Origin of the sequence: Streptomyces sp. 2114.4 (assembly GCF_900187385.1) — a bacterium.
Lineage (GTDB): Bacteria > Actinomycetota > Actinomycetes > Streptomycetales > Streptomycetaceae > Streptomyces > Streptomyces mooreae.
Window position 1 is genome coordinate 5,840,830 of record NZ_FYEY01000001.1, and the last position, 24,356, is coordinate 5,865,185.

At 71.7% G+C, this 24,356-nt stretch carries 23 protein-coding genes; 18 read left to right on the forward strand and 5 right to left on the reverse strand.

The features are described from left to right. Nucleotides 1–23: 23 nt before the first annotated feature. Nucleotides 24–1,055, reverse strand: coding sequence for an LLM class flavin-dependent oxidoreductase (locus CFW40_RS25830; protein ID WP_088800272.1), 1,032 nt, complete (start codon nucleotides 1,053–1,055; stop codon nucleotides 24–26). Between the two features lie 101 nt (nucleotides 1,056–1,156). Next, nucleotides 1,157–2,635, reverse strand: a complete 1,479-nt coding sequence (locus CFW40_RS25835; protein ID WP_088800273.1) for a cytosine permease — start codon at nucleotides 2,633–2,635, stop codon at nucleotides 1,157–1,159. Between the two features lie 473 nt (nucleotides 2,636–3,108). Here CFW40_RS25835 and ftsY point away from each other — a divergent pair, with 473 nt between their 5' ends. After that, nucleotides 3,109–4,338, forward strand: coding sequence for a signal recognition particle-docking protein FtsY (gene ftsY / locus CFW40_RS25840; RefSeq protein WP_088800274.1), 1,230 nt, complete (start codon nucleotides 3,109–3,111; stop codon nucleotides 4,336–4,338). Between the two features lie 94 nt (nucleotides 4,339–4,432). Here ftsY and CFW40_RS25845 read toward each other — a convergent pair whose 3' ends face one another. Next, the gene (locus tag CFW40_RS25845) at nucleotides 4,433–5,101 is read right to left on the reverse strand and encodes a bifunctional DNA primase/polymerase (RefSeq protein WP_088800275.1); all 669 of its coding nucleotides are present in this window, start codon (nucleotides 5,099–5,101) and stop codon (nucleotides 4,433–4,435) included. A 486-nt stretch (nucleotides 5,102–5,587) separates the two neighbouring features. On the opposite strand from CFW40_RS25845, the gene CFW40_RS25850 reads away from it, so the two are divergent. The 5 genes from CFW40_RS25850 to ffh all read left to right on the forward strand — a co-directional run bounded on the left by CFW40_RS25850 (nucleotide 5,588) and on the right by ffh (nucleotide 13,494). Further along, a complete protein-coding gene (locus CFW40_RS25850; RefSeq protein ID WP_088800276.1) occupies nucleotides 5,588–7,060 on the forward strand; it encodes a hypothetical protein in 1,473 nt (490 codons plus the stop codon). Nucleotides 7,061–7,443: 383 nt separating this feature from the next. Continuing rightward, on the forward strand, nucleotides 7,444–8,784 hold the full coding sequence (locus CFW40_RS25855) for an ammonium transporter (RefSeq protein WP_088800277.1): 1,341 nt from the start codon (nucleotides 7,444–7,446) through the stop codon (nucleotides 8,782–8,784). Continuing rightward, a complete protein-coding gene (locus tag CFW40_RS25860; RefSeq protein WP_088800278.1) occupies nucleotides 8,781–9,119 on the forward strand; it encodes a P-II family nitrogen regulator in 339 nt (112 codons plus the stop codon). The genes CFW40_RS25855 and CFW40_RS25860 overlap by 4 nt, the downstream gene beginning before the upstream one ends. A 175-nt stretch (nucleotides 9,120–9,294) precedes the next feature. Then, nucleotides 9,295–11,841, forward strand: coding sequence for a [protein-PII] uridylyltransferase (locus CFW40_RS25865; RefSeq protein ID WP_088800279.1), 2,547 nt, complete (start codon nucleotides 9,295–9,297; stop codon nucleotides 11,839–11,841). Between the two features lie 96 nt (nucleotides 11,842–11,937). Further along, complete coding sequence (ffh, locus tag CFW40_RS25870) at nucleotides 11,938–13,494, forward strand: signal recognition particle protein (protein WP_088800280.1); 1,557 nt, start codon at nucleotides 11,938–11,940, stop codon at nucleotides 13,492–13,494. Between the two features lie 132 nt (nucleotides 13,495–13,626). Here the strand turns inward: ffh and CFW40_RS25875 are convergent, their stop codons facing one another. Continuing rightward, nucleotides 13,627–14,601 carry a phosphotriesterase gene (locus CFW40_RS25875; protein WP_088800281.1) on the reverse strand — a complete coding sequence of 325 codons (975 nt, stop codon included), beginning with the start codon at nucleotides 14,599–14,601 and terminating at the stop codon, nucleotides 13,627–13,629. Nucleotides 14,602–14,778: 177 nt separating this feature from the next. Further along, on the reverse strand, nucleotides 14,779–15,645 hold the full coding sequence (locus tag CFW40_RS25880; protein ID WP_088800282.1) for a methyltransferase domain-containing protein: 867 nt from the start codon (nucleotides 15,643–15,645) through the stop codon (nucleotides 14,779–14,781). Between the two features lie 546 nt (nucleotides 15,646–16,191). Here CFW40_RS25880 and CFW40_RS25885 point away from each other — a divergent pair. The 12 genes from CFW40_RS25885 (at nucleotide 16,192) to CFW40_RS25940 (ending at nucleotide 24,232) form a co-directional block, all read left to right on the forward strand. Next, the gene (locus tag CFW40_RS25885) at nucleotides 16,192–16,782 is read left to right on the forward strand and encodes a hypothetical protein (protein ID WP_088800283.1); all 591 of its coding nucleotides are present in this window, start codon (nucleotides 16,192–16,194) and stop codon (nucleotides 16,780–16,782) included. 156 nt (nucleotides 16,783–16,938) lie between these two features. After that, a complete protein-coding gene (gene rpsP, locus CFW40_RS25890) occupies nucleotides 16,939–17,379 on the forward strand; it encodes a 30S ribosomal protein S16 (RefSeq protein WP_030080385.1) in 441 nt (146 codons plus the stop codon). A 2-nt stretch (nucleotides 17,380–17,381) separates the two neighbouring features. Then, nucleotides 17,382–17,621, forward strand: a complete 240-nt coding sequence (locus tag CFW40_RS25895; protein ID WP_003980229.1) for an RNA-binding protein — start codon at nucleotides 17,382–17,384, stop codon at nucleotides 17,619–17,621. Between the two features lie 171 nt (nucleotides 17,622–17,792). Beyond that, nucleotides 17,793–18,350 carry a ribosome maturation factor RimM gene (gene rimM, locus CFW40_RS25900; RefSeq protein ID WP_088800284.1) on the forward strand — a complete coding sequence of 186 codons (558 nt, stop codon included), beginning with the start codon at nucleotides 17,793–17,795 and terminating at the stop codon, nucleotides 18,348–18,350. After that, a complete protein-coding gene (gene trmD / locus CFW40_RS25905) occupies nucleotides 18,350–19,159 on the forward strand; it encodes a tRNA (guanosine(37)-N1)-methyltransferase TrmD (protein WP_088800285.1) in 810 nt (269 codons plus the stop codon). The genes rimM and trmD overlap by 1 nt, the downstream gene beginning before the upstream one ends. A 133-nt stretch (nucleotides 19,160–19,292) precedes the next feature. Beyond that, on the forward strand, nucleotides 19,293–19,640 hold the full coding sequence (gene rplS, locus CFW40_RS25910; RefSeq protein ID WP_018087148.1) for a 50S ribosomal protein L19: 348 nt from the start codon (nucleotides 19,293–19,295) through the stop codon (nucleotides 19,638–19,640). 96 nt (nucleotides 19,641–19,736) lie between these two features. Next, complete coding sequence (lepB, locus tag CFW40_RS25915; protein WP_088800286.1) at nucleotides 19,737–20,501, forward strand: signal peptidase I; 765 nt, start codon at nucleotides 19,737–19,739, stop codon at nucleotides 20,499–20,501. Then, nucleotides 20,494–21,636: a signal peptidase I gene (lepB, locus tag CFW40_RS25920; RefSeq protein WP_220457246.1), complete on the forward strand. Its 1,143-nt coding sequence runs from the start codon at nucleotides 20,494–20,496 to the stop codon at nucleotides 21,634–21,636. The genes lepB (CFW40_RS25915) and lepB (CFW40_RS25920) overlap by 8 nt, the downstream gene beginning before the upstream one ends. Beyond that, a complete protein-coding gene (gene lepB / locus CFW40_RS25925; protein WP_371127260.1) occupies nucleotides 21,569–22,549 on the forward strand; it encodes a signal peptidase I in 981 nt (326 codons plus the stop codon). The genes lepB (CFW40_RS25920) and lepB (CFW40_RS25925) overlap by 68 nt, the downstream gene beginning before the upstream one ends. A 54-nt stretch (nucleotides 22,550–22,603) precedes the next feature. After that, complete coding sequence (gene lepB / locus CFW40_RS25930; RefSeq protein WP_088800287.1) at nucleotides 22,604–23,332, forward strand: signal peptidase I; 729 nt, start codon at nucleotides 22,604–22,606, stop codon at nucleotides 23,330–23,332. A gap of 16 nt (nucleotides 23,333–23,348) precedes the next feature. Further along, nucleotides 23,349–23,885, forward strand: coding sequence for an NUDIX hydrolase (locus tag CFW40_RS25935; RefSeq protein WP_088800288.1), 537 nt, complete (start codon nucleotides 23,349–23,351; stop codon nucleotides 23,883–23,885). 38 nt (nucleotides 23,886–23,923) lie between these two features. Next, a complete protein-coding gene (locus CFW40_RS25940; protein WP_003980220.1) occupies nucleotides 23,924–24,232 on the forward strand; it encodes a DUF2469 domain-containing protein in 309 nt (102 codons plus the stop codon). Nucleotides 24,233–24,356 lie beyond the last annotated feature (124 nt).

Here is a 24,356-nt window from a genome sequence, read left to right on the forward strand (position 1 = left end):
AAGGCTGAACCCGCCCCCGGCCGTCAGTCCTTGAGGTGCGGCTGCACCTCCTCGGCGAACAGGTGCAGCGAGCGCCACCCCTCGTCGACGGGCATCCCGCCGCACAGCGGATGCAGGATCAGCGAGCCCTGGGCGCCCGCCTGCCGGGCGAGCCGCAGGCACTCGTCCGGGGTGACGATGCGGTAGACACCCTCCTCGCGCAGCGCCGCGACGTCCCGGGCCGACGAGCGCACCGCGGAGCGGGTGCCGGCCGCCTGCCAGGAGGCGTACATCCGGGCCTCGTGCAGCAGATGGCCCCCGTAATCGGCCCAGGTGCGGTCCGGGTCCTCGGAGAGGTGGAGCAGCGAGGTGTGTGCGGGCGGCTGCATCACCCAGCCTTCGGTGCCGAAGGCGGTGCGCTGCTCGTGGTAGTAGGCCTCCAGCTCCGGGAGGTGGGCACTGGGGAAGAGGGGGAGCCCCAGGCGGGCCGCGCGCCGGGCGGCGGCCCGGGAGCTGCCGCCGATCAGCAGCAGGGGGTGCGGCCGGGTGTACGGGCGGGGGGTGACCTGGACCGTGCGCCCCCGGTAGGCGAACGGTTCACCGGTCCAGGCGGACAGTACGGTCTCCAGCACCTCGTCCTGGAGCGCGCCACGGCCCTGCCAGTCCTTCCCGTGCGCCGCGTACTCCTCGGGCCGGTAGCCGAGGCCGGCGACGGTGACCAGCCGGCCGCCGCTGAGGAGGTCGAGCGAGGCGAGGTCTTCGGCCAGCCGCAGCGGGTCGTGCAGCGGGGTGATCAGCGCGGAGACGGTGACGCCGATGCGGCGGGTGGCACCGAAGACGGCGCCCGCGAAGGTGAGCGGGGAGGGCATCCAGCCGTTGGTGGTGGCGTGGTGCTCCTCGGTCTGGACCATGGTCAGGCCGCGGTCGTCGGCGAACGCGGCCATCTCGACGGCGGCCCGGTAGCGGGCGGACAGTGCGTCGGGTGTGGGCGCGGGGTCGACGAGGTTGATGCGCAGGACCGTGACCGGCCGGGCAGGCAGGGAGGGCAGGTCAGGCAGGGAGGGCAGGGCAGACATGGCAAACGTCCCCTTCGCCAAGGCGGTTGGCGAAGGGGACGCTAGCTGACGTTACGTCAGATCACTAGGGGGCGGTTCCGGCCCGCGGCGCGGCGACCGGGTCAGCCCACCTCGGCCGGCTCCCGGGCCCCGGCCGCGTCGCCGGCCCCGGCCGCCGGGACGGACTCCCGGGGCGCCGGCAGGACGGCGAAGACGAGCGCGGCGAGCGCGATCGTGGCCGCCCAGCCCAGGCCGTTCTCGCCGATCCAGGTGGTGGCCAGCGGGCCGGTGAACCACTGGACCTTGGTGAAGCACAGCCCCGCGCCGAGCGCGACCGCCCAGGCCGTCATGGCCTGCCAGCAGAAGCCGCCGGTGTACCAGTAGCGGCTGGTGCGGCCGGTGTTCATCAGGCTGTCGGCGTCATAGCGCACCGCCAGCTTGCGCCGCCGGGCCATGTCGACGCCGTAGACGCCGATCCAGGCGGAGAAGGAGACCGCGAGCAGCGTCAGGAAGGCGATGAACTGGCCGATGAAGTCCTTGGCCACCAGCATCATGAACAGGCCGCCGACCAGGCTGATGACGGCGTTGATGCTGACCGCGAGGGCCCGCGGCAGCTTGACACCCATGGTCTGGGCGGTGAAGCCCGCGGAGTACATCGACAGGCTGTTGATCAGCACCATGCCGACCAGCGCGGTGACCAGGTAGGGAACCGCGAGCCAGGGCGGCAGGATGGTGCCGAGGAAGGACATCGGGTCGGTGTTCTGGCCGGCCAGCTTCGGGTTGGAGACGGCCATCACGCCGCCCATCAGCACCATCGGCAGCAGCACCAGGGCCGCGCCGGAGACGGTGGTGCCGACGATCTTCTTGCCGGACGTGGAGTGCGGGAGGTAGCGCGCGAAGTCGGGACCGGTGGGCACCCAGCTGATCCCGCCGGCCGCGATGGTGCCGATGCCCGCGATCACCATGGCGGTGGTGCCGGCCTTCTTGGCGAAGATGGCGTCCCAGTTCATCGTGGCGACCAGGTAGACCAGCACCATGATGCTGAACAGGCCGAACAGGTACGTCGAGTACCGGTTGCAGACGTTGAGCGCCTTGCGGCCCAGACCGCTCACCAGGTAGGTGACGGCCACGAACGCGAGCAGGGTGACGACAACGAGGACGTTGTTGGTCTCGATCCCCAGCAGCAGGTGCAGCACGGTCAGCACCGCATAGGCGCCGGTGACCGCGTTGATCGTTTCCCAGCCGAAGCGGGCGACCCACAGGATCGCACCGGGGAAGTAGTTGCCGCGGACGCCGAACGCGGCCCGGGAGAGCATCGCGCCGGGGGCGCCGCCCCACTTGCCCGAGACCGACAGCACGCCCACCATGCCGAACGCGACGGCTGCGGCGATCGCGGCCACCAGCAGGACCTGCCAGAAGTTCAGCCCGTTGCTGACCACGAGCGAGGCGCCCATGGTGAGCAACAACACGCTGATGTTGGCGGCGACCCAGGTCGGGAAGAGCTCGCGGACGCGGCCCTGGCGTTCGTGGTCGGGAACGGGCTCGATGCCGCGGGTCTCGACGGCGCCTTCGGATGCGGGAGCGGACGTGGTGGTGCCCATTGGTGCAGGTATCTCCGTGCGGGGATCTGGAGGCACCCCCGGGGAGAGGAGGTGCAGGCAGCGGCTGTGGTGCCTTGGCCAGAATTGGTTGCCAGGACTCTACGCGCGTTGCGCGGCCGCTCACCATCGTACTTTGATCCAACTTCTACCGATTCGATCCGTTGGACCCCACGACGAGAACGAGTGTCGCCCACCTTCGTCGAACGGTCCAGTCGAGCGTTTCCGAGCAGGGCGGAGGCAGTGCGGACCGTCGCCGCACCGGTACGTTCCGTCGCCCCGCCCGCCGGGTCGCCAGCCCGTCGCGGCAGCTCCTGCGGGGCATCGGCCGGCGAGGAGATCCGCGTCTCGCCACCGGCTCGAACCGAGCCCCTGGGCGCCCCTTTCCGGCCCCTTGATCGTGCCCGGTTCCCGCCGGCCGTGGCTTCGGCGCGTGCGGTCCCCACGGGCGGGGCGTGGCTGATACTGGAGGGGTTATGGAAACCGTCATCCTTGCCGTCATCATCGCCGTGGTCGTGCTCGGCGCGATCAGCGGGCTCGTCGTCAGCGGCCGTAAGAAGAAGCAGCTGCCGCCGTCCCCGCCGGCCGCCCCGAAGCCCTCCGTCACCGCGCCCCCCGCCGAACCGCAGGTCGGCGAGGAGGCCGAGACCCCCAGCGACGAAGAACGTCGCACCATCGAAGAAGTCACGCTGCCCACCGCCGAGGCCCCCGTGGCCGAGGCACCGGCCGCCGAGCCCGAGGCGCCCGCCGCGCCCGAGATCGAGGTCCCCGAGCCCACCGCGGGACGGCTGGTCCGGCTGCGCGCCCGGCTCTCCCGCTCCCAGAACACCCTGGGCAAGGGCCTGCTGACCCTGCTGTCCCGGGAACACCTCGACGAGGAGACCTGGGAAGAGATCGAGGACACCCTGCTGACCGCCGACGTCGGCGTCGCTTCCACCCAGGAGCTCGTCGAGCGGCTGCGCGAGCGGGTCAAGGTCCTCGGCACCCGTACCCCCGAGGGGCTGCGCGCCCTGCTGCGCGAGGAACTGCTCACCCTCATCGGCACGGACGCCGACCGCACCGTGCACACCGCCAATGGCATCGGCAACGGCGGGGACGAGATCCCCGGCGTCGTCATGGTCGTCGGCGTCAACGGCACCGGCAAGACCACCACCACCGGCAAGCTCGCCCGTGTCCTGGTCGCCGACGGCAAGTCCGTGGTCCTCGGCGCCGCCGACACCTTCCGCGCCGCGGCCGCCGACCAGCTGCAGACGTGGGGCGAGCGGGTCGGCGCCCGTACGGTCCGCGGACCCGAAGGCGGCGACCCCGCCTCGATCGCCTTCGACGCGGTGAAGGAAGGCATCACCGAGGCCGCCGATGTCGTACTGATCGACACCGCGGGCCGGCTGCACACCAAGACCGGGCTGATGGACGAGCTCGGCAAGGTCAAGCGGGTCGTCGAGAAGCACGGCCCGGTCGGCGAGGTGCTGCTCGTCCTGGACGCCACCACCGGCCAGAACGGTCTGGTCCAGGCCCGGGTGTTCGCCGAGGTCGTGGACATCACCGGGGTGGTGCTCACCAAGCTCGACGGCACCGCCAAGGGCGGCATCATCGTCGCCGTCCAGCGCGAGCTCGGCGTCCCCGTCAAGCTCGTCGGCCTGGGCGAGGGCGCGGACGACCTGGCGCCGTTCGAGCCGGAGGCCTTCGTCGACGCCCTGATCGACTGACGCCGCCGGACACCACGCCCCGGACAGTCACCGGCCCCCGGACCCGCACACGGCGGGTACCGGGGGCCGGCGTCGTGCGCTCCGGACCCCCGGCTCACACCGCCGCGCGGTGGCACACATACGCCAGGGTGCCCACCACCAGCCGCGCCTGCGGCGGCCGGTCCGTGGTGGCCGGCGTCGGCGGGCGCAGCCAGCGCACCGGGCCGTGGCCGCCGAGGTCGGAGGGCGGCGCGGTGATGTGGTCGCCGGGGCCCAGGGAGCGCAGATCGAGGGTGGCGTCGTCCCAGCCCATCCGGTAGAGCAGGTCGGGGAGTTCCTTGGCCGCGCCGGGGGCGACGAAGAACAGCGCCCGGCCGGTCGGGGTCACCGCGGCCGGGCCGAGCGGCAGTCCCATCCGCTCCAGGCGCGCCAGGGCGTTGCGCCCCGCGGCCTCGGGCACGTCGAGGATGTCGAACGTCCGGCCCACCGGGAGTAAGAGCGCGGCGCCCGGTGTCTCCGCCCAGGCCGCGGCGGCCGTCTCCCAGCTCGCCCCGGCCGTCAGCTCCGCGGCGAAGGCCAGCGGATGGGCGCCGGGAGCGGGGCAGTCCGCGGCGCCGCACGAGCAGTCCGTGCCGCCGCTGCCCGTGCGCACCGCTCTGGCGCCGGGGACGACGTCCCAGCCCCACAGCCCGGTGTACTCCGCCGCCGCCGTGATGTCGGTCGAGCGGGCGCGGCGCCGGGAGCTGGAACGCATCTCTCGGATGCCGCCGATCGTGAAGCCCATGCCCCCTCCAACGGGTGGTGCGTGCCAGTGGTTACGAGTCGGCGGGTTGACGGCGTCGTGCCCTTCACGCTCCGTCGCCGGCCCGTGGTGCCGGTGGTGTGACGTGGTGTGCCGGGTGGTGCGGTGTGCCGTGCGAGCCCTGGCGCGCTTCGCTCCGCCCGGCCTTGCTCGACCTGTGTCAAGTCAATCGCGGGAGCCTGTCGGGGAGTTCATACGAAGGGGTGGCGAATGGTGGCGTTTCCGCAATCGCCCTCGCGTGAGGGGTGATCGTAGGATTACTTTCGGTGCACGAACCCCGGAGAGGCATCATTCGCACGGGTATGCCGGTGGCAACGACCGGTGGGGCACAGGCCAAAAGGTGTGGCCGGAATCCGTGGTCGGGTAGATGTACCCCGGACAGGCGTCGCAACAGGCGGCAGGCTGTGGCGGGTTCGCGGCACGCACCGGGCACAGACATCAAGGCAGCAATCGGGATGGGGGCTTCCAGTGGGAGGCAACGGCGGCAGTGGCGGCACCGACGCCGCCAAACAACCCAACGCACAGCTGGGTTCGTGGTTCATGCGCAGCGGCTGGTCCAAGGGCGAGCTGGCGCGGCAGGTCAACCGCCGGGCACGCCAGATGGGCGCGCACCACATCAGCACGGACACCTCCCGGGTCCGCCGCTGGCTCGACGGCGAGCAGCCGCGCGAGCCCATCCCGCGGATCCTGTCCGAGCTGTTCTCCGAGCGCTTCGGCTGTGTGGTCGGCATCGAGGAGCTGGGGCTGCGTTCCGCGCACCAGTCCCCGTCCGTCTCCGGTGTGGACCTGCCCTGGGCCGGGGCCCAAACGGTCAGCCTCATCAGTGAGTTCTCGCGCAGCGACCTGATGCTGGCCCGCCGCGGCTTCCTCGGCACCTCCCTCGCCCTCGCCGCGGGACCCAGCCTCATCGAGCCGATGCAGCGCTGGCTGGTCCCGGTGCCCGCGGGCCAGGACGACGTCGCGGAGCCCGACCGTGGCCGGCGGCACGCGCGGCTGTCCAAGCCGGAGCTGGACCTCCTGGAGTCGACGACCGCGATGTTCCGGCAGTGGGACGCGCAGTGCGGCGGCGGGCTGCGGCGCAAGGCGGTGGTCGGCCAGCTTCACGAGGTCACCGACCTCCTCCAGGAGCCCCAGCCCGCGGCGGTGTCCCGGCGGCTGTTCAAGGTCGCCGCCGAACTCGCCGAACTCGCCGGCTGGATGAGTTACGACATCGGGCTGCAGCCCACCGCCCAGAAATACTTCGTGCTGGCCCTGCACGCGTCCAAGGAGGCCGGCGACCGGCCCCTGGGCTCGTACATCCTCTCCAGCATGAGCCGGCAGATGATCCACCTCGGCCGGCCCGACGACGCACTGGAGCTCATCCATCTGGCCCAGTACGGCAGCCGCGAAACGGCCACCCCGCGCACCCAGGCCATGTTGTATGCGATGGAGGCCCGCGCCTACGCCGGAATGGGCCAGCCCAGCAAGGTCAAGCGAGCCGTCCGGATGGCCGAGGACACCTTCTCCGACGTGCTGCCCGGCGAACCCGAACCGGACTGGATCCGCTTCTTCTCCGAGGCCGAGCTGAACGCCGAGAACGCCCACTCCTACCGCGATCTCGCCTATGTCGCCGGCCGCAGCCCCACCTACGCCTCGCTCGCCGAGCCCGTCATGCAGCGCGCCGTGGAGCTGTTCGGCCAGGACCCCGAGCACCAGCGGTCGTATGCGCTCAACCTGATCGGGATGGCCACCGTGCATCTGCTGCAGAAGGAGCCGGAAGCCTGCGCGGCGATGGCGCGGCAGGCGATCCCGTTCGCCCGGCAGGTCCGCTCGGAGCGCGTCAACACCCGGCTGCGCAAGACCGTGGACACCGCGGCGCGGGAATTCGGCGGTGTCGCCGAGGTGATCCGGCTCAGCGACGAGCTCACCCGCCAGCTTCCCGAATCAGCGGCGGCCGTCTGACGGCACGCCCTCCCCAACTCCGGCCGCGGCCGCCGCCCCGTACAGCCCGACTCGGCTCCCCCATGCCAGGTCACGCGGGCGGCAGCCGCGGCCGGGCTCGCCCCCTTTGCGCCTAAACCGGCGCCGCTTTCGCGGAGGTGGTTGCTCGCCGTGGGGGTTGCTCAATTGTGGGTTTCGGTGGGTTGACCGGGGGATGCGGGGCGGTCTGTGGCTGGTCCGGGGCTGATCTGGGAGTTCACCGGGGTGTAACACGGGGGCCTTCTTCGTCACTGCGGCGAAACACCGGCAAGGTTTGGCCGAAACCGCGCTGCGACAACCTCATCGCGAAGCCGGCCCACCAGAAACACGCCCGCACGGGCCGCATCGACGACGAGGAGACGCCGATGCCCCCAGGCATCCTGACGCTTGCAGCAGACAAGGTGACGCTCAGCCCGGCGAACACCGGGTTCATGCTGATCTGCTCCGCCCTGGTGATGATCATGACCCCCGGGCTCGCCTTCTTCTACGGCGGCATGGTCCGGGTCAAGAGCGTGCTCAACATGCTGATGATGAGCTTCATCAGCCTGGGCATCGTCACGATCCTGTGGGTCCTGTACGGCTTCGGGCTCGCGTTCGGCACCGACAAGGGCGGCTTCATCGGCTGGAACGGCGACTTCGCCGGCCTCGCCCACATCGGCCTGACCGAGCTGTGGGGCACCAGCACCATCCCGGTCTATGTCTTCGCGGTCTTCCAGCTGATGTTCGCGGTCATCACGCCCGCGCTGATCAGCGGTGCGCTCGCCGACCGGGTGAAGTTCACCGCCTGGGCGCTGTTCATCGCCCTGTGGGTCACCGTGGTCTACTTCCCCGTCGCCCACTGGGTCTGGGGCGAGGGCGGCTGGCTCTTCGAGCTGAAGGTCATCGACTTCGCGGGCGGCACCGCGGTGCACATCAACGCCGGCGCCGCGGCGCTCGGCGTGCTCCTCGTCGTCGGCAAGCGCATCGGCTTCAAGAAGGACCCGATGCGGCCGCACAGCCTGCCCCTGGTGATGCTCGGCGCCGGACTGCTGTGGTTCGGCTGGTTCGGCTTCAACGCCGGCTCCTGGCTCGGCAACGACGACGGCATCGGCGCGGTCGCCTTCGTCAACACCCAGGTCGCCACCGCCGCCGCGATGCTCGGCTGGCTGGCGTACGAAAAGCTCCGGCACGGCTCGTTCACCACGCTCGGCGCGGCCTCCGGCGCGGTCGCCGGACTCGTCGCGATCACCCCGGCCTGCGGCGCGGTCAGCCCGCTGGGCGCCATCGCGGTCGGTGCGATCGCCGGCGTGCTGTGCGCCATGGCCGTCAACCTCAAGTACAAGTTCGGCTACGACGACTCCCTGGACGTCATCGGCGTCCACCTCGTCGGCGGTGTCGTCGGCTCGCTGCTGATCGGCTTCTTCGCCACCGGCGGGGTGCAGAGCAAGGCCAAGGGCCTCTTCTACGGCGGCGGCCTCGACCAACTCGGCCGGCAGGCCGTCGGTGTGGTCTGCGTCCTGCTGTACTCCCTGGTCGTCTCCTACGTCCTTGCCAAGGCCATCGACCTGGTGATGGGCTTCCGGGTCGGCGAGGACGAGGAGGTCGCCGGCATCGACCAGGCCGCACACGCGGAAACCGCGTACGACTTCGCCGGCGCGGGCGGCGGCACGGTCGGCCGCAAGGGACCGGCACTCGGCGAGGCTCTGACGAAGAAGGTGGACGCGTGAAGCTCATCACGGCAGTAATCAAGCCGCACCGGCTGGACGAGGTGAAGGACGCCCTGCAGGCCTTCGGCGTGCACGGTCTGACGCTCACCGAGGCCAGCGGCTACGGCAGGCAGCGCGGGCACACGGAGGTGTACCGCGGCGCCGAGTACACCGTGGACCTGGTGCCCAAGATCCGCGTCGAGGTGCTGGTCGAGGACGCCGACGCCGAGGAGCTGATGGACGTCGTCGTCAAGGCGGCGCGCACCGGCAAGATCGGCGACGGGAAGGTCTGGAGCATCCCGGTGGACGACGCGGTACGGGTGCGGACCGGGGAGCGGGGGCCGGACGCGCTGTGACGCGCCTCCGCCGCCGTGGCGCGGCTCCGGCACCGGCGGCACCCGCCGCCGTACCGGAGCGGACGCCGGGGCGGCGGATGGCAGCCCGCCCCGCGGCGCCCCAGACTGAAGGTGCCCCGGGGCCGTACGGGGAAGACGTGACCGCGGGGGACCGGACGACCGAGGAGCGCGCGAGGTGACGGAGAGCATCGAGGAGACGGCAGGACCGGACGGAACACCGGGACCCGCGCGCGAGCCCGCGCCCGCCCCGGACGGCGGCTACCCGGCGGCCCGGCTGCGGCTCCTCCAGGACGAGGCGGCCATCGGACCCGACCGCCGCGCCGCCCTGGCCCATCTGACCGACGACTGGCTGGCCGGCCTGCTGCACCGGCACGCCACCGAAGCCGGCCTGTCCGGGACCGCCCTGGTCGCCGTCGGCGGCTACGGCCGCGGCGAACTCTCCCCGCGCAGCGATCTCGACCTGCTCCTGCTGCACGACGGCCGCGCCGACCGCGGCGACCTCGCCGCGCTCGCCGACCGCCTCTGGTACCCCGTCTGGGACCTCGGCCTGGCCCTCGACCACTCCGTACGCACCCCCGCCGAGGCCCGTAAAGCGGCCCGCGACGACCTGAAGGTGCAGCTGGGCCTGCTCGACGCCCGCCATCTGGCCGGCGACGCGGAACTGACCGGCGCGCTGCGCGCCACCGCCTACGCCGACTGGCGCGAGAGCGCCCCCAAGCGGCTGCCGGAACTCCACGACCTGTGCCAGGAGCGCGCCGAGCGGCAGGGCGAACTGCAGTATCTGCTCGAACCCGACCTCAAGGAGGCCAGGGGCGGGCTGCGGGACGCCACCGCGCTGCGTGCGGTCGCCGCCTCCTGGCTCGCCGACGCCCCGCGCGGCGGTCTGGAAGCCGCCCGCACCCGCCTGCTGGACACCCGCGACGCGCTCCACCTGACGACCGGCCGCGCCACCGACCGGCTCTCGCTCCAGGAGCAGGACCAGGTCGCCGGCGCCCTCGGCATGCTCGACGCGGACGCCCTGCTGCGGCAGACCTACGAATCCGCCCGCACCATCTCCTACGCCGCCGATGTCACCTGGCGCGAGGTCGGCCGGGTGCTGCGCGCCCGCTCCGTCAAGCCCATGCTGCGTGGCCTGCTGCACGGCCGTACCGCGGGCAAGGGCGAGCGCTCACCGCTCGCCGAAGGCGTCGTCGAACTCGACGGCGAGGCGGTGCTGGCCCGTACCGCACGCCCCGAGCGGGACCCGGTGCTGGTCCTGCGAGCCGCGGCCGCCGCCGCCCAGGCCGGGCTGCCGCTGGCCACCCACTCCATCCGCCGGTGCAGCGCGGCCACCGCCACCCGGCCGCTGCCCGTGCCCTGGCCCGCCGAGGCCCGCGAACAACTGGTGACGCTGCTGGGCGCCGGCAGCCACACCGTCCCCGTATGGGAGGCACTGGAGGCCGAGGGCATCATCACCCGGCTGCTGCCCGACTGGGAACGCGTCCGCTGCCGCCCCCAGCGCAACCCCGTCCACACCTGGACCGTGGACCGCCACCTCATCGAGACCGCGGTACGCGCCTCCGCCCTGACCCGCCGGGTGCACCGCCCCGACCTGCTGCTGATCGCCGCCCTGCTGCACGACATCGGCAAGGGCTGGCCCGGTGACCACTCGGTGGCCGGTGAGACCATCGCCCGCGACGTGGCGGCCCGGCTCGGCTTCGGTGCCCGCGACACCGAGGTGATCGCCACCCTCGTACGGCACCATCTGCTGCTCGTCGAGACCGCCACCCGGCGCGATCTGGACGATCCGGCGACCGTGGGCGCGGTCGCCGAGGCGGTCGGCGGCACCGGCACCCTGGAGCTGCTGCACGCCCTGACCGAGGCCGACGCCCTGGCCACCGGGCCCGCCGCCTGGAGCGCCTGGCGCGGTGGACTCGTCGCCGACCTGGTCAAACGGGTCACCGCGCGGCTCGCGGGGGAGCGCCGTACGGAGGTACGCGACGCCGACGGGCCGACCGCGGAGCAGGAGCGGCTGGCGACCGAGGCCCGGCGCACCGGCGGCCCGGCCCTGGCGCTGCACGCCCGCTCCGAACCCGCCGCCGGAACCGGGGACGGGTCCGCGCCGCCCGACCGCGAGCCGGTCGGTGTGGAACTGCTCATCGCCGTACCCGCCCACCGGTCACCCGGCCGCCGCCCCTCGACGAGCCCGGCCGGCACACCGGGCGTCCTGGCCGCCGCCGCAGGCGTGCTGGCCCTGCACCGGCTCACCGTCCGCGCCGCCGACCTGCTGCTGCTCGACCCCGTCGACGACGGCCCGGTCCTGCTGCTGCGCTGGCGGGTGGCCGCCGAATACGGTTCGCTGCCGCGCGCCGACCGGCTGCGCGCCGACCTGGCCCGCGCCCTGGACGGCTCGCTCGACATCCCCGCCCGCCTCGCCGAGCGCGAACGCGCCTACGCCCGCCGGGCCCGTGCCGTGCTCGCTCCGCCGCCCCGGGTCACGGTGGTCTCCGGCAGCTCCCGCACCGCGACCGTCATCGAGGTCCGCGCCCAGGACGCACACGGCCTGCTGCACCGCATCGGCCGCGCCCTGGAGAAGGCCGGCGTCGCCGTCCGCAGCGCCCACATCAGCACCCTGGGCGCGAACGCGGTGGATGCGTTCTATGTCACGGGGGCGGACGGGGAGCCGCTGTCCGACGGTGCGGCCCATGAGGTGGCGGCGGCCGTGGAGCGCGCTCTGCAGTAGTGGCCGGGGCGCGGGGCCGGACCGGTTCGCTTGCGCGGCCCGATACCCTGGAACCCGACTGCACCCCGCCCCCGACCCCGAGGATCGACGACCGCCGTGTTCGATACGCTTTCCGACCGCTTGGCGAGTACTTTCAAAAACCTCCGGGGCAAGGGCCGCCTGAGCGAGGCGGACATCGACGCCACGGCGCGCGAGATCCGTATCGCGCTGCTCGAAGCCGATGTCGCCCTCCCGGTCGTCCGCGCCTTCATCAAGCAGGTCAAGGAGCGTGCCACCGGCTCCGAGGTCTCCCAGGCGCTGAACCCCGCCCAGCAGGTCATCAAGATCGTCAACGAGGAGCTCATCGGCATCCTCGGCGGCGAGACCCGCCGGCTGCGGCTCGCCAAGACGCCCCCGACCGTGATCATGCTGGCCGGTCTGCAGGGTGCCGGTAAGACCACCCTCGCCGGAAAGCTCGGCCGCTGGCTCAAGGCGCAGGGCCACGCCCCGCTGCTGGTCGCCTGTGACCTCCAGCGCCCCAACGCCGTCAACCAGCTCCAGGTCGTCTCGGAGCGCGCGGAGGTCGCCTTCTACGGCCCCCAGCCGGGCAACGGCGTCGGCGACCCGGTCCAGGTGGCCAAGGACTCGATCGAGTACGCGCGCACCAAGCAGCACGACGTCGTCATCGTCGACACCGCCGGCCGTCTGGGCATCGACCAGGAGCTGATGCAGCAGGCCGCGGACATCCGCGACGCGGTCAGCCCCGACGAGGTCCTGTTCGTCGTCGACGCGATGATCGGTCAGGACGCGGTCAACACCGCCGAGGCGTTCCGCGACGGCGTCGGCTTCGACGGCGTGGTGCTCTCCAAGCTCGACGGTGACGCCCGCGGTGGTGCCGCGCTGTCCGTCGCGCACGTCACCGGCAAGCAGATCATGTTCGCCTCCAACGGCGAGAAGCTGGACGACTTCGACGCGTTCCACCCGGACCGCATGGCGTCCCGCATCCTCGGCATGGGCGACATGCTCAGCCTGATCGAGAAGGCCGAGCAGACCTTCAGCCAGGCCGAGGCCGAGAAGATGGCGGCCAAGCTGGCGAAGGGCCCCAAGGAGTTCACCCTCGACGACTTCCTGGCCCAGATGGAGCAGGTCCGCAAGATGGGCTCCATCTCCAAGCTGCTCGGCATGCTGCCCGGCATGGGGCAGATGAAGGACCAGATCAACAACCTCGACGAGCGCGAGGTCGACCGCACGGCCGCCATCATCAAGTCGATGACCCCGGCCGAGCGCCAGGAGCCGACGATCATCAACGGCTCGCGCCGGGCCCGTATCGCCAAGGGTTCCGGTGTCGACGTCAGCGCGGTCAAGGGCCTGGTCGAGCGGTTCTTCGACGCCCGCAAGATGATGTCCAAGATGGCCCAGGGCGGCGGCATGCCCGGGATGCCCGGCATGCCGGGGATGCCTGGCATGGGCGGTGGAGCCCGCAAGAAGAAGCAGGTCAAGCAGGCCAAGGGCAAGCGCAAGAGCGGTAACCCGATGAAGCGCAAGGCCGAGGAAGAGGCCGCGGCGGCACGCCGGGAGGCCGCCCAGGCCGGCAACCCGCTGGGCCTGCCGCAGGGCGGCCAGGACCCGCAGAACTTCGAACTCCCCGAGGAGTTCAAGAAGTTCATGGGCTGAGCCCTCCCGCGCCCTCCCGCAGCTTCGGCTGACGAGCCCCCGGCCCCCATGGGTGGTCGGGGGCTCTGCCGTGCCGGGCGGATACGGGGCGGGAACGCGGCACGGGGCACGGGGTGGGCGCCCGCCCCCGCCTCATCGCCCCCGGACCGGCCCGCCGCCGTCCGCCGGGCCCTCGTCCGCCCCGTCTTGCCCCGTGAGAAATCGCAGCGGATTGCGCCGCGTCAGCCGGTCGACCAGCTCCTCGTCCACGCCCGCCGCCCGCAGCCGCGGCAGGAAGGACCGGAACAGGTGCCCGTAGCCCGTCCCGCCCTCGCTGAGCAGGTAGCCGTGGCGGGAGACATCGCAGCTCAGCAGCGCCCGGTCGGCGTATCCGGACTCCAGGAGAGCCAGCAGCAGGCGCAGCCGCACCCCGTCGCTCCGGTAGCTCTCCTTGCCGACGGTGTCGAACGCGAGGTACGCACCGGCCGCCGCCAGCTCCCGGTGCACCGCCGGCTCGTCGAGCAGGTCCTGATGGCCGATGCTGACCCGGTGCGGCGGCAGCCCGGCCGCCGTCAGCAGCTCCAGCTGGGCGAGGCCGCCCCGGCCGAACCGGGCATGGGTGGCCACCGACAGCCCGGTCGCCGCGGCGGCGAGCGCCGCCGCGGTCAGCGTCCGCGCCTCCGGCTCGCTCGGCGCATCGCCGTGGCTGCCGACCTCGCCGATCACCCCCGGACGGATCCCGGAGCCACCGCAGCCGCGCTCGATCTCCCCGATCAGCGTGCCGGCCAGCCGCTCGGCACTGGTGCGGCTCAGCTCTCCGGGATGGAACGGCTCGTAGTACCAGCCGGTCGCCGCGATGACCGCCACCCCCGAATCCGCGGCGATCCGGGCCATCGAGGTCACATCGCGCCCCATGCCCCGGCAGGTGAGCTCGACGAGCAGACCGAGCCCGAACTCGGTGCGCAGCGACGCCAGTTCCTCGGTGATCGCGGCACGGTGCCCGGGGGTCAGGGCCGCCGCACTGTCGGCGCGGGTCAGATCGAGCGCCAGATGCTCATGGGCGAGCACCGGCCCGCGCACGGCGGAAGCGGGCAGGGGGCCCGAGACGGTTTGCAGCAGATCGCTCATCAGCGCCTTCCCGGCCGCCCGGTGCGGCCGAAACCCGTCCGGAAACGGACCCCGCCCGGGAACGGACCCCGCCCGGGAACGGACCCCGTCCGGAAACCTGGATACCGCCAACCGCCGCCAACCGCCCGCCGAGAGCCCGTCGTCACGCCCGCCCCCGGCACTGCCGCCGACCCCGCGCTACCTCGTCCGCGCGATCAGATAGCGGAAGACATTCGGCATCCACACCGTCCCGTCGGCCCGCTGATGCGGATGCAACGCCTCCGCCAGCTCCTTCTCCACCTGACGCTGCTCGGCCGCCTCCAGCGCCGTGTCGAACAGCCCCGTCGACAGCAGCCCCCGCACCGCACTCGCCAGATCCGCGTACCCGAACGGGCAGGCCACCCGGCCCGAACCGTCGGGCCGCAGCCCGGCCCGCTCCGCCAGCTCCTCCAGATCGTCCCGGCCGCTGGGCCACCATCCGGCCGAGCCGGTGGCGTCCGCACCCGCCGGACCGGCCGGCCGCTGCGCCACCCGCAGCACCCCGGCCGTGGCACACCGCTCCACCGGGCCCCAGCCGCCCAGCACCACCGCACTGCCGCGTTCCGCCAGCCCCGCCGCCGCGGTGAGCGACGCCGTCAGCCCCTCGACCGTGCTCACACAGCCCACCGGATGGAACGCCGTGACCACGTTGAAGGCGGCGTCCCCGGGCGCCGCGTCCTCCAGGCCGCCGCTGACCAGCCGGGTGTGCTCCGGCATACCGTCCGGCGTGAGCCGTTCACGCGCCAGCTCCAGCCGGGACTCGTCCGCATCCACCCCGCTGACCTGCGCACCCCGCGCCGCCGCCAGCAGCAGCGCCAGCCCGGAGCCACACCCCAGCCCCAGCAGCCGGGTACCGGGCCCGACCCCCAGACGGTCGTACGCGGCCTCGTAGAGCGGTACCAGCATCCGCTCCTGGATCTCGGCCCAGTCACGGCTGCGCGCCCGTGACCCGGCCGGAACGGGAGGGCCGTCGCAGCGCATGGATCCGGAGTGCGGAAGCTGGTGCCGCACGAGCGTCGGTGACATCGATAGCGCCCCTATTCGCCGAGAACCCGAAGCTGTTCCGTACCGATCGCCCCCGTGTTCGCGCGTCGTGCGCCCCCGCGATCCAGACAACTGCGCATTCGTCCGGGCGTCCAGGGGGTGCGCCGGGGTTGTCTCCCGCGCGCCCCCGTGTGCGCCGGGTCCGCTCCCTGGAGCGCCGTTCCAGGGTGCCCCGGCCGGCGCCGTTCCGCCACGGCAGCACCCGCCGCCCGGACGCTCCCCGCGCCCCGGGGTGCCGTCCGGCCACCCGCCCCACCGGCCCCTAGGGTGGGGTGCGAGCCGGTACCGACCGGGTGCAGGTGACCGCCGTACCATCGCCGCGATGATCGTTGCCCCGGGATACGACCGGCTACGCCATGCGGCGTACGCGGGGATACGTACCGGCTTGAGGTCCCCTGGGCGTCTTCTGCGCAGATCTGCGCACCCCGCCCTCGGCACGCCTCATGACCGTAAACTGACTGGTACGTGCAAATTATTTGGGATGCCCCGGAATCGGAACACCGGGCGACCCCGGCTCGTTGTCACGACGTGAGCACGACACCGCCTGTCCTCGCCGCCGAACTGGCGCTCGCCTGGGCCGATATTCAACGGCACCACCCCGAGCTGCCGGACCTGGCCGCGCCCGAGTCCCTGATCGGAGAGTCCTCGTCCGCCTGCGGCGCCGAACTCTCTTTCGAACGGCTGCTCCATGAGGCAGTCCACGGCATCGCCGCAACCCGCGGCATCCGCGACACCTCCCGCGCAGGCCGCTACCACAACCGCCGCTTCCTGGCGATCGCCGAGGAGCTGGGCCTGGACCATGCCGACGAGCCGCACCCCAGCAGCGGCTTCTCCCTGGTCACGCTCAACCCCGAGGCCAGAAGGCGCTACCGCTCCACCATCGAACGACTGGCCAGAGCCCTCAAGGCGCACACCGCCGCCACCGCCACCGACACCTCCCGCAGCTTCCGGGGGCCGGCCGCCCGGCACGGCTCCTCCGGAGGGGGCGTCCGCGTCAAGGCCGTCTGTGACTGCGGGCGCAACGTCCGCGTGGTGCCCTCCGTACTGGCCCAGGCGCCGATCGTCTGCGGCGGCTGCGGCAAGCCCTTCCGGATCCCCGAGGTGGCCGCGGTCGGCTGACCCACGGGCGTGTGGCACAATGGCTAGCTGTACTCGACAGTCGCACAGGACCCCTCTCTCCTCCGGCTGACGCGTCCATCGGGCACCCCGAGTACCGCAACCCCACGTGGCATCCCGTTGTGCCCCACCACGTCAAGACCAGGAGACACCACTCCCGTGGCAGTCAAGATCAAGCTGAAGCGTCTGGGCAAGATCCGCGCGCCTCACTACCGCATCGTCATCGCCGACTCCCGTACCCGCCGTGACGGCCGGGCCATCGAGGAGATCGGTCTGTACCACCCGGTGCAGAACCCCTCGCGCATCGAGGTCGACTCCGAGCGTGTCCAGTACTGGCTGGGTGTCGGCGCGCAGCCGACCGAGCCCGTCATGGCCATCCTCAAGGTCACCGGCGACTGGCAGAAGTTCAAGGGCCTGCCGGCCCCGGCGCCGATGAAGGTCGCCGAGCCGAAGGCCGACAAGCGCGCCCTCTTCGAGGCTGCGGCCAAGGACTCCGGCAACGAGCCCAAGGGTGAGGCCATCACCCCGAAGGCGAAGAAGGCTGACAAGAAGGCGGACGAGGCTGCGGCCGAGTCCACCTCCGAGTCGACCGAGGCCTGAGCATGCTCGAGGAAGCCCTCGAGCACCTCGTCAAGGGCATCGTCGACAACCCCGATGACGTGCAGGTAGCCTCGCGCACCCTGCGCCGGGGGCGCGTGCTGGAGGTCCGGGTCCACCCCGACGACCTCGGCAAGGTGATCGGCCGCAACGGCCGTACCGCCCGCGCTCTGCGGACCGTCGTGGGCGCCATCGGCGGCCGTGGCATCCGCGTCGACCTCGTCGACGTGGACCAGGTCCGCTGACAAGTTGAACACCGGCTCGGGCCGGGGAGGGCCCTCGGGCCGTCCCCGGCCCGAGTTCGTTGGTGAGGGTGCATTCACCCGCACCGCACCCCATGGAGAACCGCGACGGTCCTCGGCCGCCTCCGCGAGAGCGGCGGCGGCTCAGCCGCAAGAAAAACGGGAGAGAACAGCGTGCAGTTGGTAGTGGCACGGATCGGCCGCGCCCACGGCATCAAGGGCGAGGTCACGGTAGAGGTGCGCACCGACGAGCCCGAACTGCGGCTCGCCCCGGGCGCCGTCCTCGCCACCGAACCGTCCTTTGTCGGACCGCTGACGATCACGGCCGGCCGGGTGCACAGCGGCCGGCTGCTGCTGCGCTTCGAGGGCGTCGCGGACCGCACGGCCGCCGAGGCGCTGCGCAACACCCTGCTGATCGCGGAGGTCGACCCCGAGGAAGTCCCCGAGGACCCCGAGGAGTTCTACGACCACCAGCTGATGGACCTCGATGTCGTCACCCGCGACGGCACCGTCGTCGGCCGGATCTCCGAGATCTCCCATCTGCCCTACCAGGACCTGCTGGTCGTCCAGCGGCCCGACGGCAGTGAGGTGCTGATCCCGTTCGTCTCCGAGATCGTGCCGGAGATCGACCTGGAGGAGCAGCGCGCGGTCATCGACCCGCCGCCCGGCCTCCTCGACGACAGCCAGGCGGAGATCGCCACCGGCCGCGCCACCACCGACGAGGACCGCTGATGCGGGTCGACGTCGTCACGATCTTCCCGGAGTACCTCGAGCCGCTGAACGTCTCCCTCGTCGGCAAGGCCCGCGCCCGCGGACAGCTCGACGTGCGCATCCACGACCTGCGCGCATGGGCCCACGACAAGCACAACACCGTCGACGACACCCCCTACGGCGGCGGCCCCGGCATGGTCATGAAGCCCGAGCCGTGGGGCGAGGCGCTGGATGAGATCCTCGCGTCCGGTGAAGGCGAACCGGTGATCGTCGTCCCCACCCCGAGCGGCGCCCCCTTCACCCAGCAGCTCGCCGTCGAGCTCTCGGCCAAGCCCTGGCTGGTGTTCACCCCGGCCCGCTACGAAGGCATCGACCGCCGCGTCATCGAGGAGTACGGCGAGCGAGTCGAGGTCCGCGAGGTGTCCATCGGCGACTACGTCCTGGCAGGCGGCGAGGCACCGGTGCTGGTCATGGTCGAGGCGGTGGCCCGGCTGCTGCCCGGCGTCCTCGGCAATGCCGCCTCCCACCAGGACGACTCCTTCGCCCCCGGCGCGATGGCCGACCTCCTGGAGGGCCCCGTCTACACCAAGCCTCCCGAGTGGCGCGGCCGCGGAATCCCCGAGGTGCTGCTCAGCGGCCACCACGGCAAGATCGCCCGCTGGCGCCGTGACGAGGCCTTCCGCCGCACCGACCTCAACCGCCCCGATCTCATCGAGCGCGCCGACCCCGCCGCGTTCGACAAACACGACCGCGCGACCCTGGCCGCTCTGGGCTGGTCAGCGGGCGAGGACGGCCGATTTGGGCGGACGAGCGGGGCCGTGGAAGAATAGGCCGCTGCCGTGTGCGTCCGCCGCGCGCCCCTGCCACAGGGGGAACGACGCCCGTCCGACACAGCGGCATCCGACACATCATTTCCGATATCCCGTTGATGACCTGTGGCATCAGCGAAGAAAGCAGTAGGTCATGCACCTTCTCGACTCCGTCGACGCCGCGTCGAAGCGCAGCGACATCCCGGCCTTCCGCCCGGGTGACACCGTCAACGTCCACGTCCGCGTCATCGAGGGCAACCGCTCCCGTGTGCAGCAGTTCAAGGGCGTTGTCATCCGCCGTCAGGGCGCCGGCGTGCGCGAGACCTTCACGGTCCGCAAGGTCAGCTTCTCCGTCGGCGTCGAGCGCACCTTCCCGGTGCACACCCCGATCGTCGAGAAGATCGAGGTCGTGACCCGCGGTGACGTCCGTCGCGCCAAGCTGTACTTCCTGCGCGAGCTCCGCGGCAAGGCCGCGAAGATCAAGGAGAAGCGCGACAACTGAGCCGGGCCGTCCCGGAGCACGATTTTTTGCGCCGGGGCAACGCAAACCCACGCTCGCGTACGGGGTCCGGATCCGGCCGGATAGGCTCAGGGCCCGATGGACACCGACGCACAGCTCACGGAGCGCGACCCCTCTCCCACCCCCGAACAGGGGCCGGAGCAGGGGTCGCGCTCCGCGCGTTTGCTCGCCCGTGCGGCCGGTCTGCGCCACCGGCCGGCCACCCTGCTCGCGCTCTGCCTGGCCTTCGTCCTGCTGCTCAGCGCATGTGTGGCGCAGCCTTTTCTGATTCCCAGTTCCTCCATGGAGAACACCCTGCAGATCGGGGACCGGGTGCTGGTCAACAAGCTGGCGTACCGTTTCGGCAGCGAGCCGGCGCGGGGCGATGTGGTGGTGTTCGACGGCACCGGTTCCTTCGTTCACAGGGAGCAGGAGGAGAATCCCGTCACGGGGCTGCTGCGCGGAGCCGGCGCGGCGCTGGGCCTGGCCCCTCCCGCCGAGAGCGATTACGTCAAGCGCGTGATCGGCATCGGCGGTGACCACGTGACCTGCTGCGACAAACGGGGGCGGATCGAAGTGAACGGTGAGCCCGTGGATGAGGCGTATCTCCACCCTGGGGACGCGCCGTCCTCGGTGGATTTCGACATCGTGGTGCCGGAGGGCAGGTTGTGGGTCATGGGGGACCACCGCGCCAGATCAAGCGACTCCCGCGACCACCTCGGTGACCCCGGAGGCGGCACGGTCCCGCTGGAGAAGGTCATTGGCCGCGCGGACCTGATCACCTGGCCGGCGAGCCGCTGGCGCACCTTCGAGCACCCACGGTCCTTCGACCGGATACCCGCAGCGGCAGGCCCCCATGGGTAACCGCGGACGCCCCCGCCACGGGGGCAAGGGCACCCCTCGGCCCGGAAGGGGCGCCGACAGGCCCCGGCGCGGCCGCGGCGCCGACGCCCCGTACAGCGGCAGCGGCGCGTACGGCGACCCCCAGGAGACCGGTGGGAACGACGGCTCCGGGGCGGGCGGGGCCGCGAGCGGCAGGCGGGCGGGGCGGACCGGGACCGGTGGCCGGGCCGAGCGGCGGCGCATGGCACGGCGCATCAAACGCCGCAGACAACGCTCCTACCTCAAGGAAATCCCCATCCTCGTCGGTGTGGCGCTGGCCATCGCCCTCGTCCTGAAGACCTTCCTCGTCCAGGCCTTCGTCATCCCGTCCGGCTCCATGGAGCAGACGATCAAGATCGGCGACCGGGTGCTGGTCGACAAGCTGACGCCGTGGTTCGGCTCCAAGCCGGCGCGCGGCGATGTGGTGGTCTTCAAGGACCCCGGAGGCTGGCTCAAGGGCGAACAGAACAAGCCCCCCGCCGACGGCGGCGCCTTCCAGCCGGTCAAGGACGCCATGACCTTCATCGGGCTGCTGCCGTCGGCCGACGAGCAGGACCTGATCAAGCGCGTCGTGGCGGTCGGCGGCGACACCGTCAAATGCTGCGACGAACAGGGCAAGGTCACGGTCAACGGCACCCCGCTGACCGAGCCGTACATCCATCCGGGCAACCCGCCCTCCACGCTGAAATTCACGGTGACCGTCCCCACCGGACGGATCTTCGTGATGGGCGACCACCGTTCCAACTCCGCGGATTCGCGCTTCCACCTGGACGAGCCGTACCGTGGCACGGTCTCGGAGGATGGCGTCGTGGGCCGGGCGGTGGTGATCGGCTGGCCGTTCAGCCACTGGCGGCGCCTGGAAGAGCCGGACACCTTCACGACCGTGCACGACGCGCCGGGCGCCAAGGCGTCGGCGGCAGGCGCTCCGCATAGGCTGTCCCCCGACAGTTTGACCGTACTCCCGACCCCTGCGGAACTCCCGCTCGTTATGGGAGTGGTGGGCCTGCGCCGGTTGACGGGCAGGCGAGTGCGTGGAGTGAGGAGCAGATGTGGGGGACTTGGCGGTCGGCGCGCGGTCCGGAACCGAAGAGCCCGAAGAGCCGGCAGGACGTGGTGAGCCCACGCGGCCGGCGGCGAGTTCCGTGCATCAGTCACCAGCTCGGTCAGGGGCGCAGGCCCAGAGTTCACCTTCGGCGGACTCGTCGGACAGGTCCGATACGTTGGACATGTCGGCGGGCAAGGAGGTGAGCGGTGGCATGAAGAAGGCCAAGAAGCCGCGTGCCTTCTGGAAGGAGCTGCCGATCCTCATCGGGATCGCGCTGCTCCTCGCGCTGCTGATCAAGACGTTCCTGGTGCAGGCGTTCTCGATCCCGTCCGATTCGATGCAGGACACCCTGCAGCGCGGGGACCGGGTCCTGGTCGACAAGCTGACGCCGTGGTTCGGCTCCAAGCCGCAGCGCGGCGAGGTCGTCGTCTTCCACGACCCGGGCGGCTGGCTGAACGAGACGCCGACTCCTGAGCCCAACCCCGTCCAGAAGGTCCTCAGCTTCATCGGCCTGATGCCCTCGGCCGAGGAGAAGGACCTGATCAAGCGGGTGATCGCGGTCGGCGGTGACACCGTCGAGTGCCATGGCACCGGCCCCGTCAAGGTCAACGGCAAGGCGCTCGACGAAGCCTCCTACGTCTTCCCCGGGGCCACGCCCTGCGGCGACCGGGCGTTCGGTCCGATCCACGTCCCCAAGGGCCGGATCTGGGTGATGGGCGACCACCGCGACGACTCCCTCGACTCCCGCTACCACCAGAACCTCAAGGGCAACGGCACGGTCTCGGAGAACGAGGTCGTCGGCCGGGCGTTCACCATTGCCTGGCCCATCAACCGCTGGGCGACGCTGCCCGTGCCGGACACCTTCGATCAGCCCGGTATCAACAAGGCCATGGCGGCCACGCCGGCGGCCCTCGGCCTCGCCGGTGCCGTGCCGATCGTGATCTGGCGTCGCCGAAGGCTGACCGGAACACGTAACCCCAGGTAAGGTGCCGTCCCGGATCTTCGACGCGGGCGCGGTCCGCGGGGTGGGAGCGCTGGGATGAGCAGCAGTACGGAACGCAGGACTGACGGCCACGGCCGGACGACGGGCAGTGTGCTGTCCGGTCTGGCCGTGGCCCTCGGCTGTGTGCTGTTCCTGGGCGGCTTCGTATGGGCAGCGCTGATCTACCGCCCCTATACGGTGCCGACCGACTCGATGACACCGACGATCGCGGTCGGGGCGCGGGTCCTGGCGGAGAAGGTCGACGGCTCCGAGATACGCCGCGGCGACATCGTCGTCTTCCAGGACTCCACCTGGGGCGACCTGCCGATGGTCAAGCGCGTCGTCGGCGTCGGCGGTGACAAGATCGCCTGCTGTACGAAGCAGGGCCGGCTGACCATCAACGGAACCCCCGTCGAGGAACCGTATCTGCAGGGAAGCGGGCCCGCCTCACCCATCGGCTTCAAGGCAAAGGTCCCCACCGGCCAGCTCTTCCTGCTCGGTGACCACCGCAGCGATTCCCTGGACTCCCGCGTCCACCTCACCGACGGCGACCACGGCTCCGTACCGCGCAGCGCCGTCAATGCCCGGGTCGACGCGCGCGCCTGGCCGCTCGGCAGCGTCGGCGTGATGCAGCGCCCGGCGGCCTTCTCCGCCTTGCCCGGCGGCACCTCGCAGCCCGGCCCGGTGCGGCCCATCACCCTCGCGGTGGTCGCCGGCGCGGTCCTCATCCTCGTCGGTGCGGCCTACGGGCCCCTGGCCCGGCGCAAGGCGCGCAAGGGTGCCTGAGGGACCACGACGGGGCGTGGAGGGACCGGCCGCGGCCCAGGGGACGGCGGCCGGTGAGACACCGGGCGCGCCCCCGGTGCGCCAGGTCTCCCGCATCGTGCTGCTCGACCCCGACGACCGGATCCTGCTGCTCCACGGCTTCGAACCGGCCCGCCCCGCCGAGAAGTGGTGGTTCACCCCCGGTGGCGGCCTGGAAGGCACGGAGACCCGTGAAGAGGCGGCCCGCCGCGAGCTCGCCGAGGAGACCGGCATCACCGACGCCGTTCTCGGCCCCGTCCTGTGGAAGCGCCGCTGTGCCTTCCCGTTCGACGGGCGGCGCTGGGAGCAGGACGAGTGGTATTACCTGGGAAGGACCGATCGGACTGCCACCGACACCGGCGGGCAGACTGACCTGGAACGACGCAGCGTCTCGGGACTGAGGTGGTGGACTTCGGAGGAACTGTCCGCCTCGCATGAGACGGTGTATCCAACCAGACTCGCCGAGCTGCTGCGCACGCTGCTCGACGAAGGGCCCCCCGAGGCGCCGGTGCTCCTGGAGACCGAGCGGGTCTGACGCACAATGGGGGGACGCACGGCTGAAGGGGATCTGCCATGAGCGCCGAGGACCTCGAGAAGTACGAGACCGAGATGGAGCTGAAGCTCTACCGGGAGTACCGCGACGTCGTCGGGCTGTTCAAATATGTGATCGAGACCGAGCGGCGTTTCTACCTCACCAATGATTACGAGATGCAGGTGCATTCGGTTCAGGGAGAGGTGTTCTTCGAGGTGTCGATGGCCGACGCCTGGGTCTGGGACATGTACCGCCCGGCCCGCTTCGTCAAGCAGGTGCGCGTCCTCACATTCAAGGACGTGAACATCGAAGAGCTCAACAAGAGCGACCTGGACCTTCCGGGGAGCTGAGGCGGCCGGAAGCGGCGGAGGGAGCGGGTCCCGGGCGCGCCCCGGACCCGCCCGGCGCCACCCGGACGGGTGAGCAGGTTATCCACAACCGGCTCACTGTCCACCAAGATCCAACAGATCGGGG

Excerpts from the sequence above, each read along its gene's own strand:
- CFW40_RS25895 (WP_003980229.1), top strand. The coding sequence starts at position 17,382 with ATGCTCGAGGAAGCCCTCGAGCACCTCGTCAAGGGCATCGTCGACAAC.
- ftsY (WP_088800274.1), top strand. The coding sequence starts at position 3,109 with ATGGAAACCGTCATCCTTGCCGTCATCATCGCCGTGGTCGTGCTCGGC.
- CFW40_RS25855 (WP_088800277.1), top strand. The coding sequence starts at position 7,444 with ATGCCCCCAGGCATCCTGACGCTTGCAGCAGACAAGGTGACGCTCAGC.
- CFW40_RS25875 (WP_088800281.1), bottom strand. The coding sequence starts at position 14,601 with ATGAGCGATCTGCTGCAAACCGTCTCGGGCCCCCTGCCCGCTTCCGCC.
- CFW40_RS25880 (WP_088800282.1), bottom strand. The coding sequence starts at position 15,645 with ATGTCACCGACGCTCGTGCGGCACCAGCTTCCGCACTCCGGATCCATG.
- CFW40_RS25845 (WP_088800275.1), bottom strand. The coding sequence starts at position 5,101 with ATGGGCTTCACGATCGGCGGCATCCGAGAGATGCGTTCCAGCTCCCGG.
- trmD (WP_088800285.1), top strand. The coding sequence starts at position 18,350 with ATGCGGGTCGACGTCGTCACGATCTTCCCGGAGTACCTCGAGCCGCTG.
- CFW40_RS25830 (WP_088800272.1), bottom strand. The coding sequence starts at position 1,055 with ATGTCTGCCCTGCCCTCCCTGCCTGACCTGCCCTCCCTGCCTGCCCGG.
- lepB (WP_220457246.1), top strand. The coding sequence starts at position 20,494 with ATGGGTAACCGCGGACGCCCCCGCCACGGGGGCAAGGGCACCCCTCGG.
- lepB (WP_088800287.1), top strand. The coding sequence starts at position 22,604 with ATGAGCAGCAGTACGGAACGCAGGACTGACGGCCACGGCCGGACGACG.
- rplS (WP_018087148.1), top strand. The coding sequence starts at position 19,293 with ATGCACCTTCTCGACTCCGTCGACGCCGCGTCGAAGCGCAGCGACATC.
- lepB (WP_088800286.1), top strand. The coding sequence starts at position 19,737 with ATGGACACCGACGCACAGCTCACGGAGCGCGACCCCTCTCCCACCCCC.
- CFW40_RS25835 (WP_088800273.1), bottom strand. The coding sequence starts at position 2,635 with ATGGGCACCACCACGTCCGCTCCCGCATCCGAAGGCGCCGTCGAGACC.
- CFW40_RS25940 (WP_003980220.1), top strand. The coding sequence starts at position 23,924 with ATGAGCGCCGAGGACCTCGAGAAGTACGAGACCGAGATGGAGCTGAAG.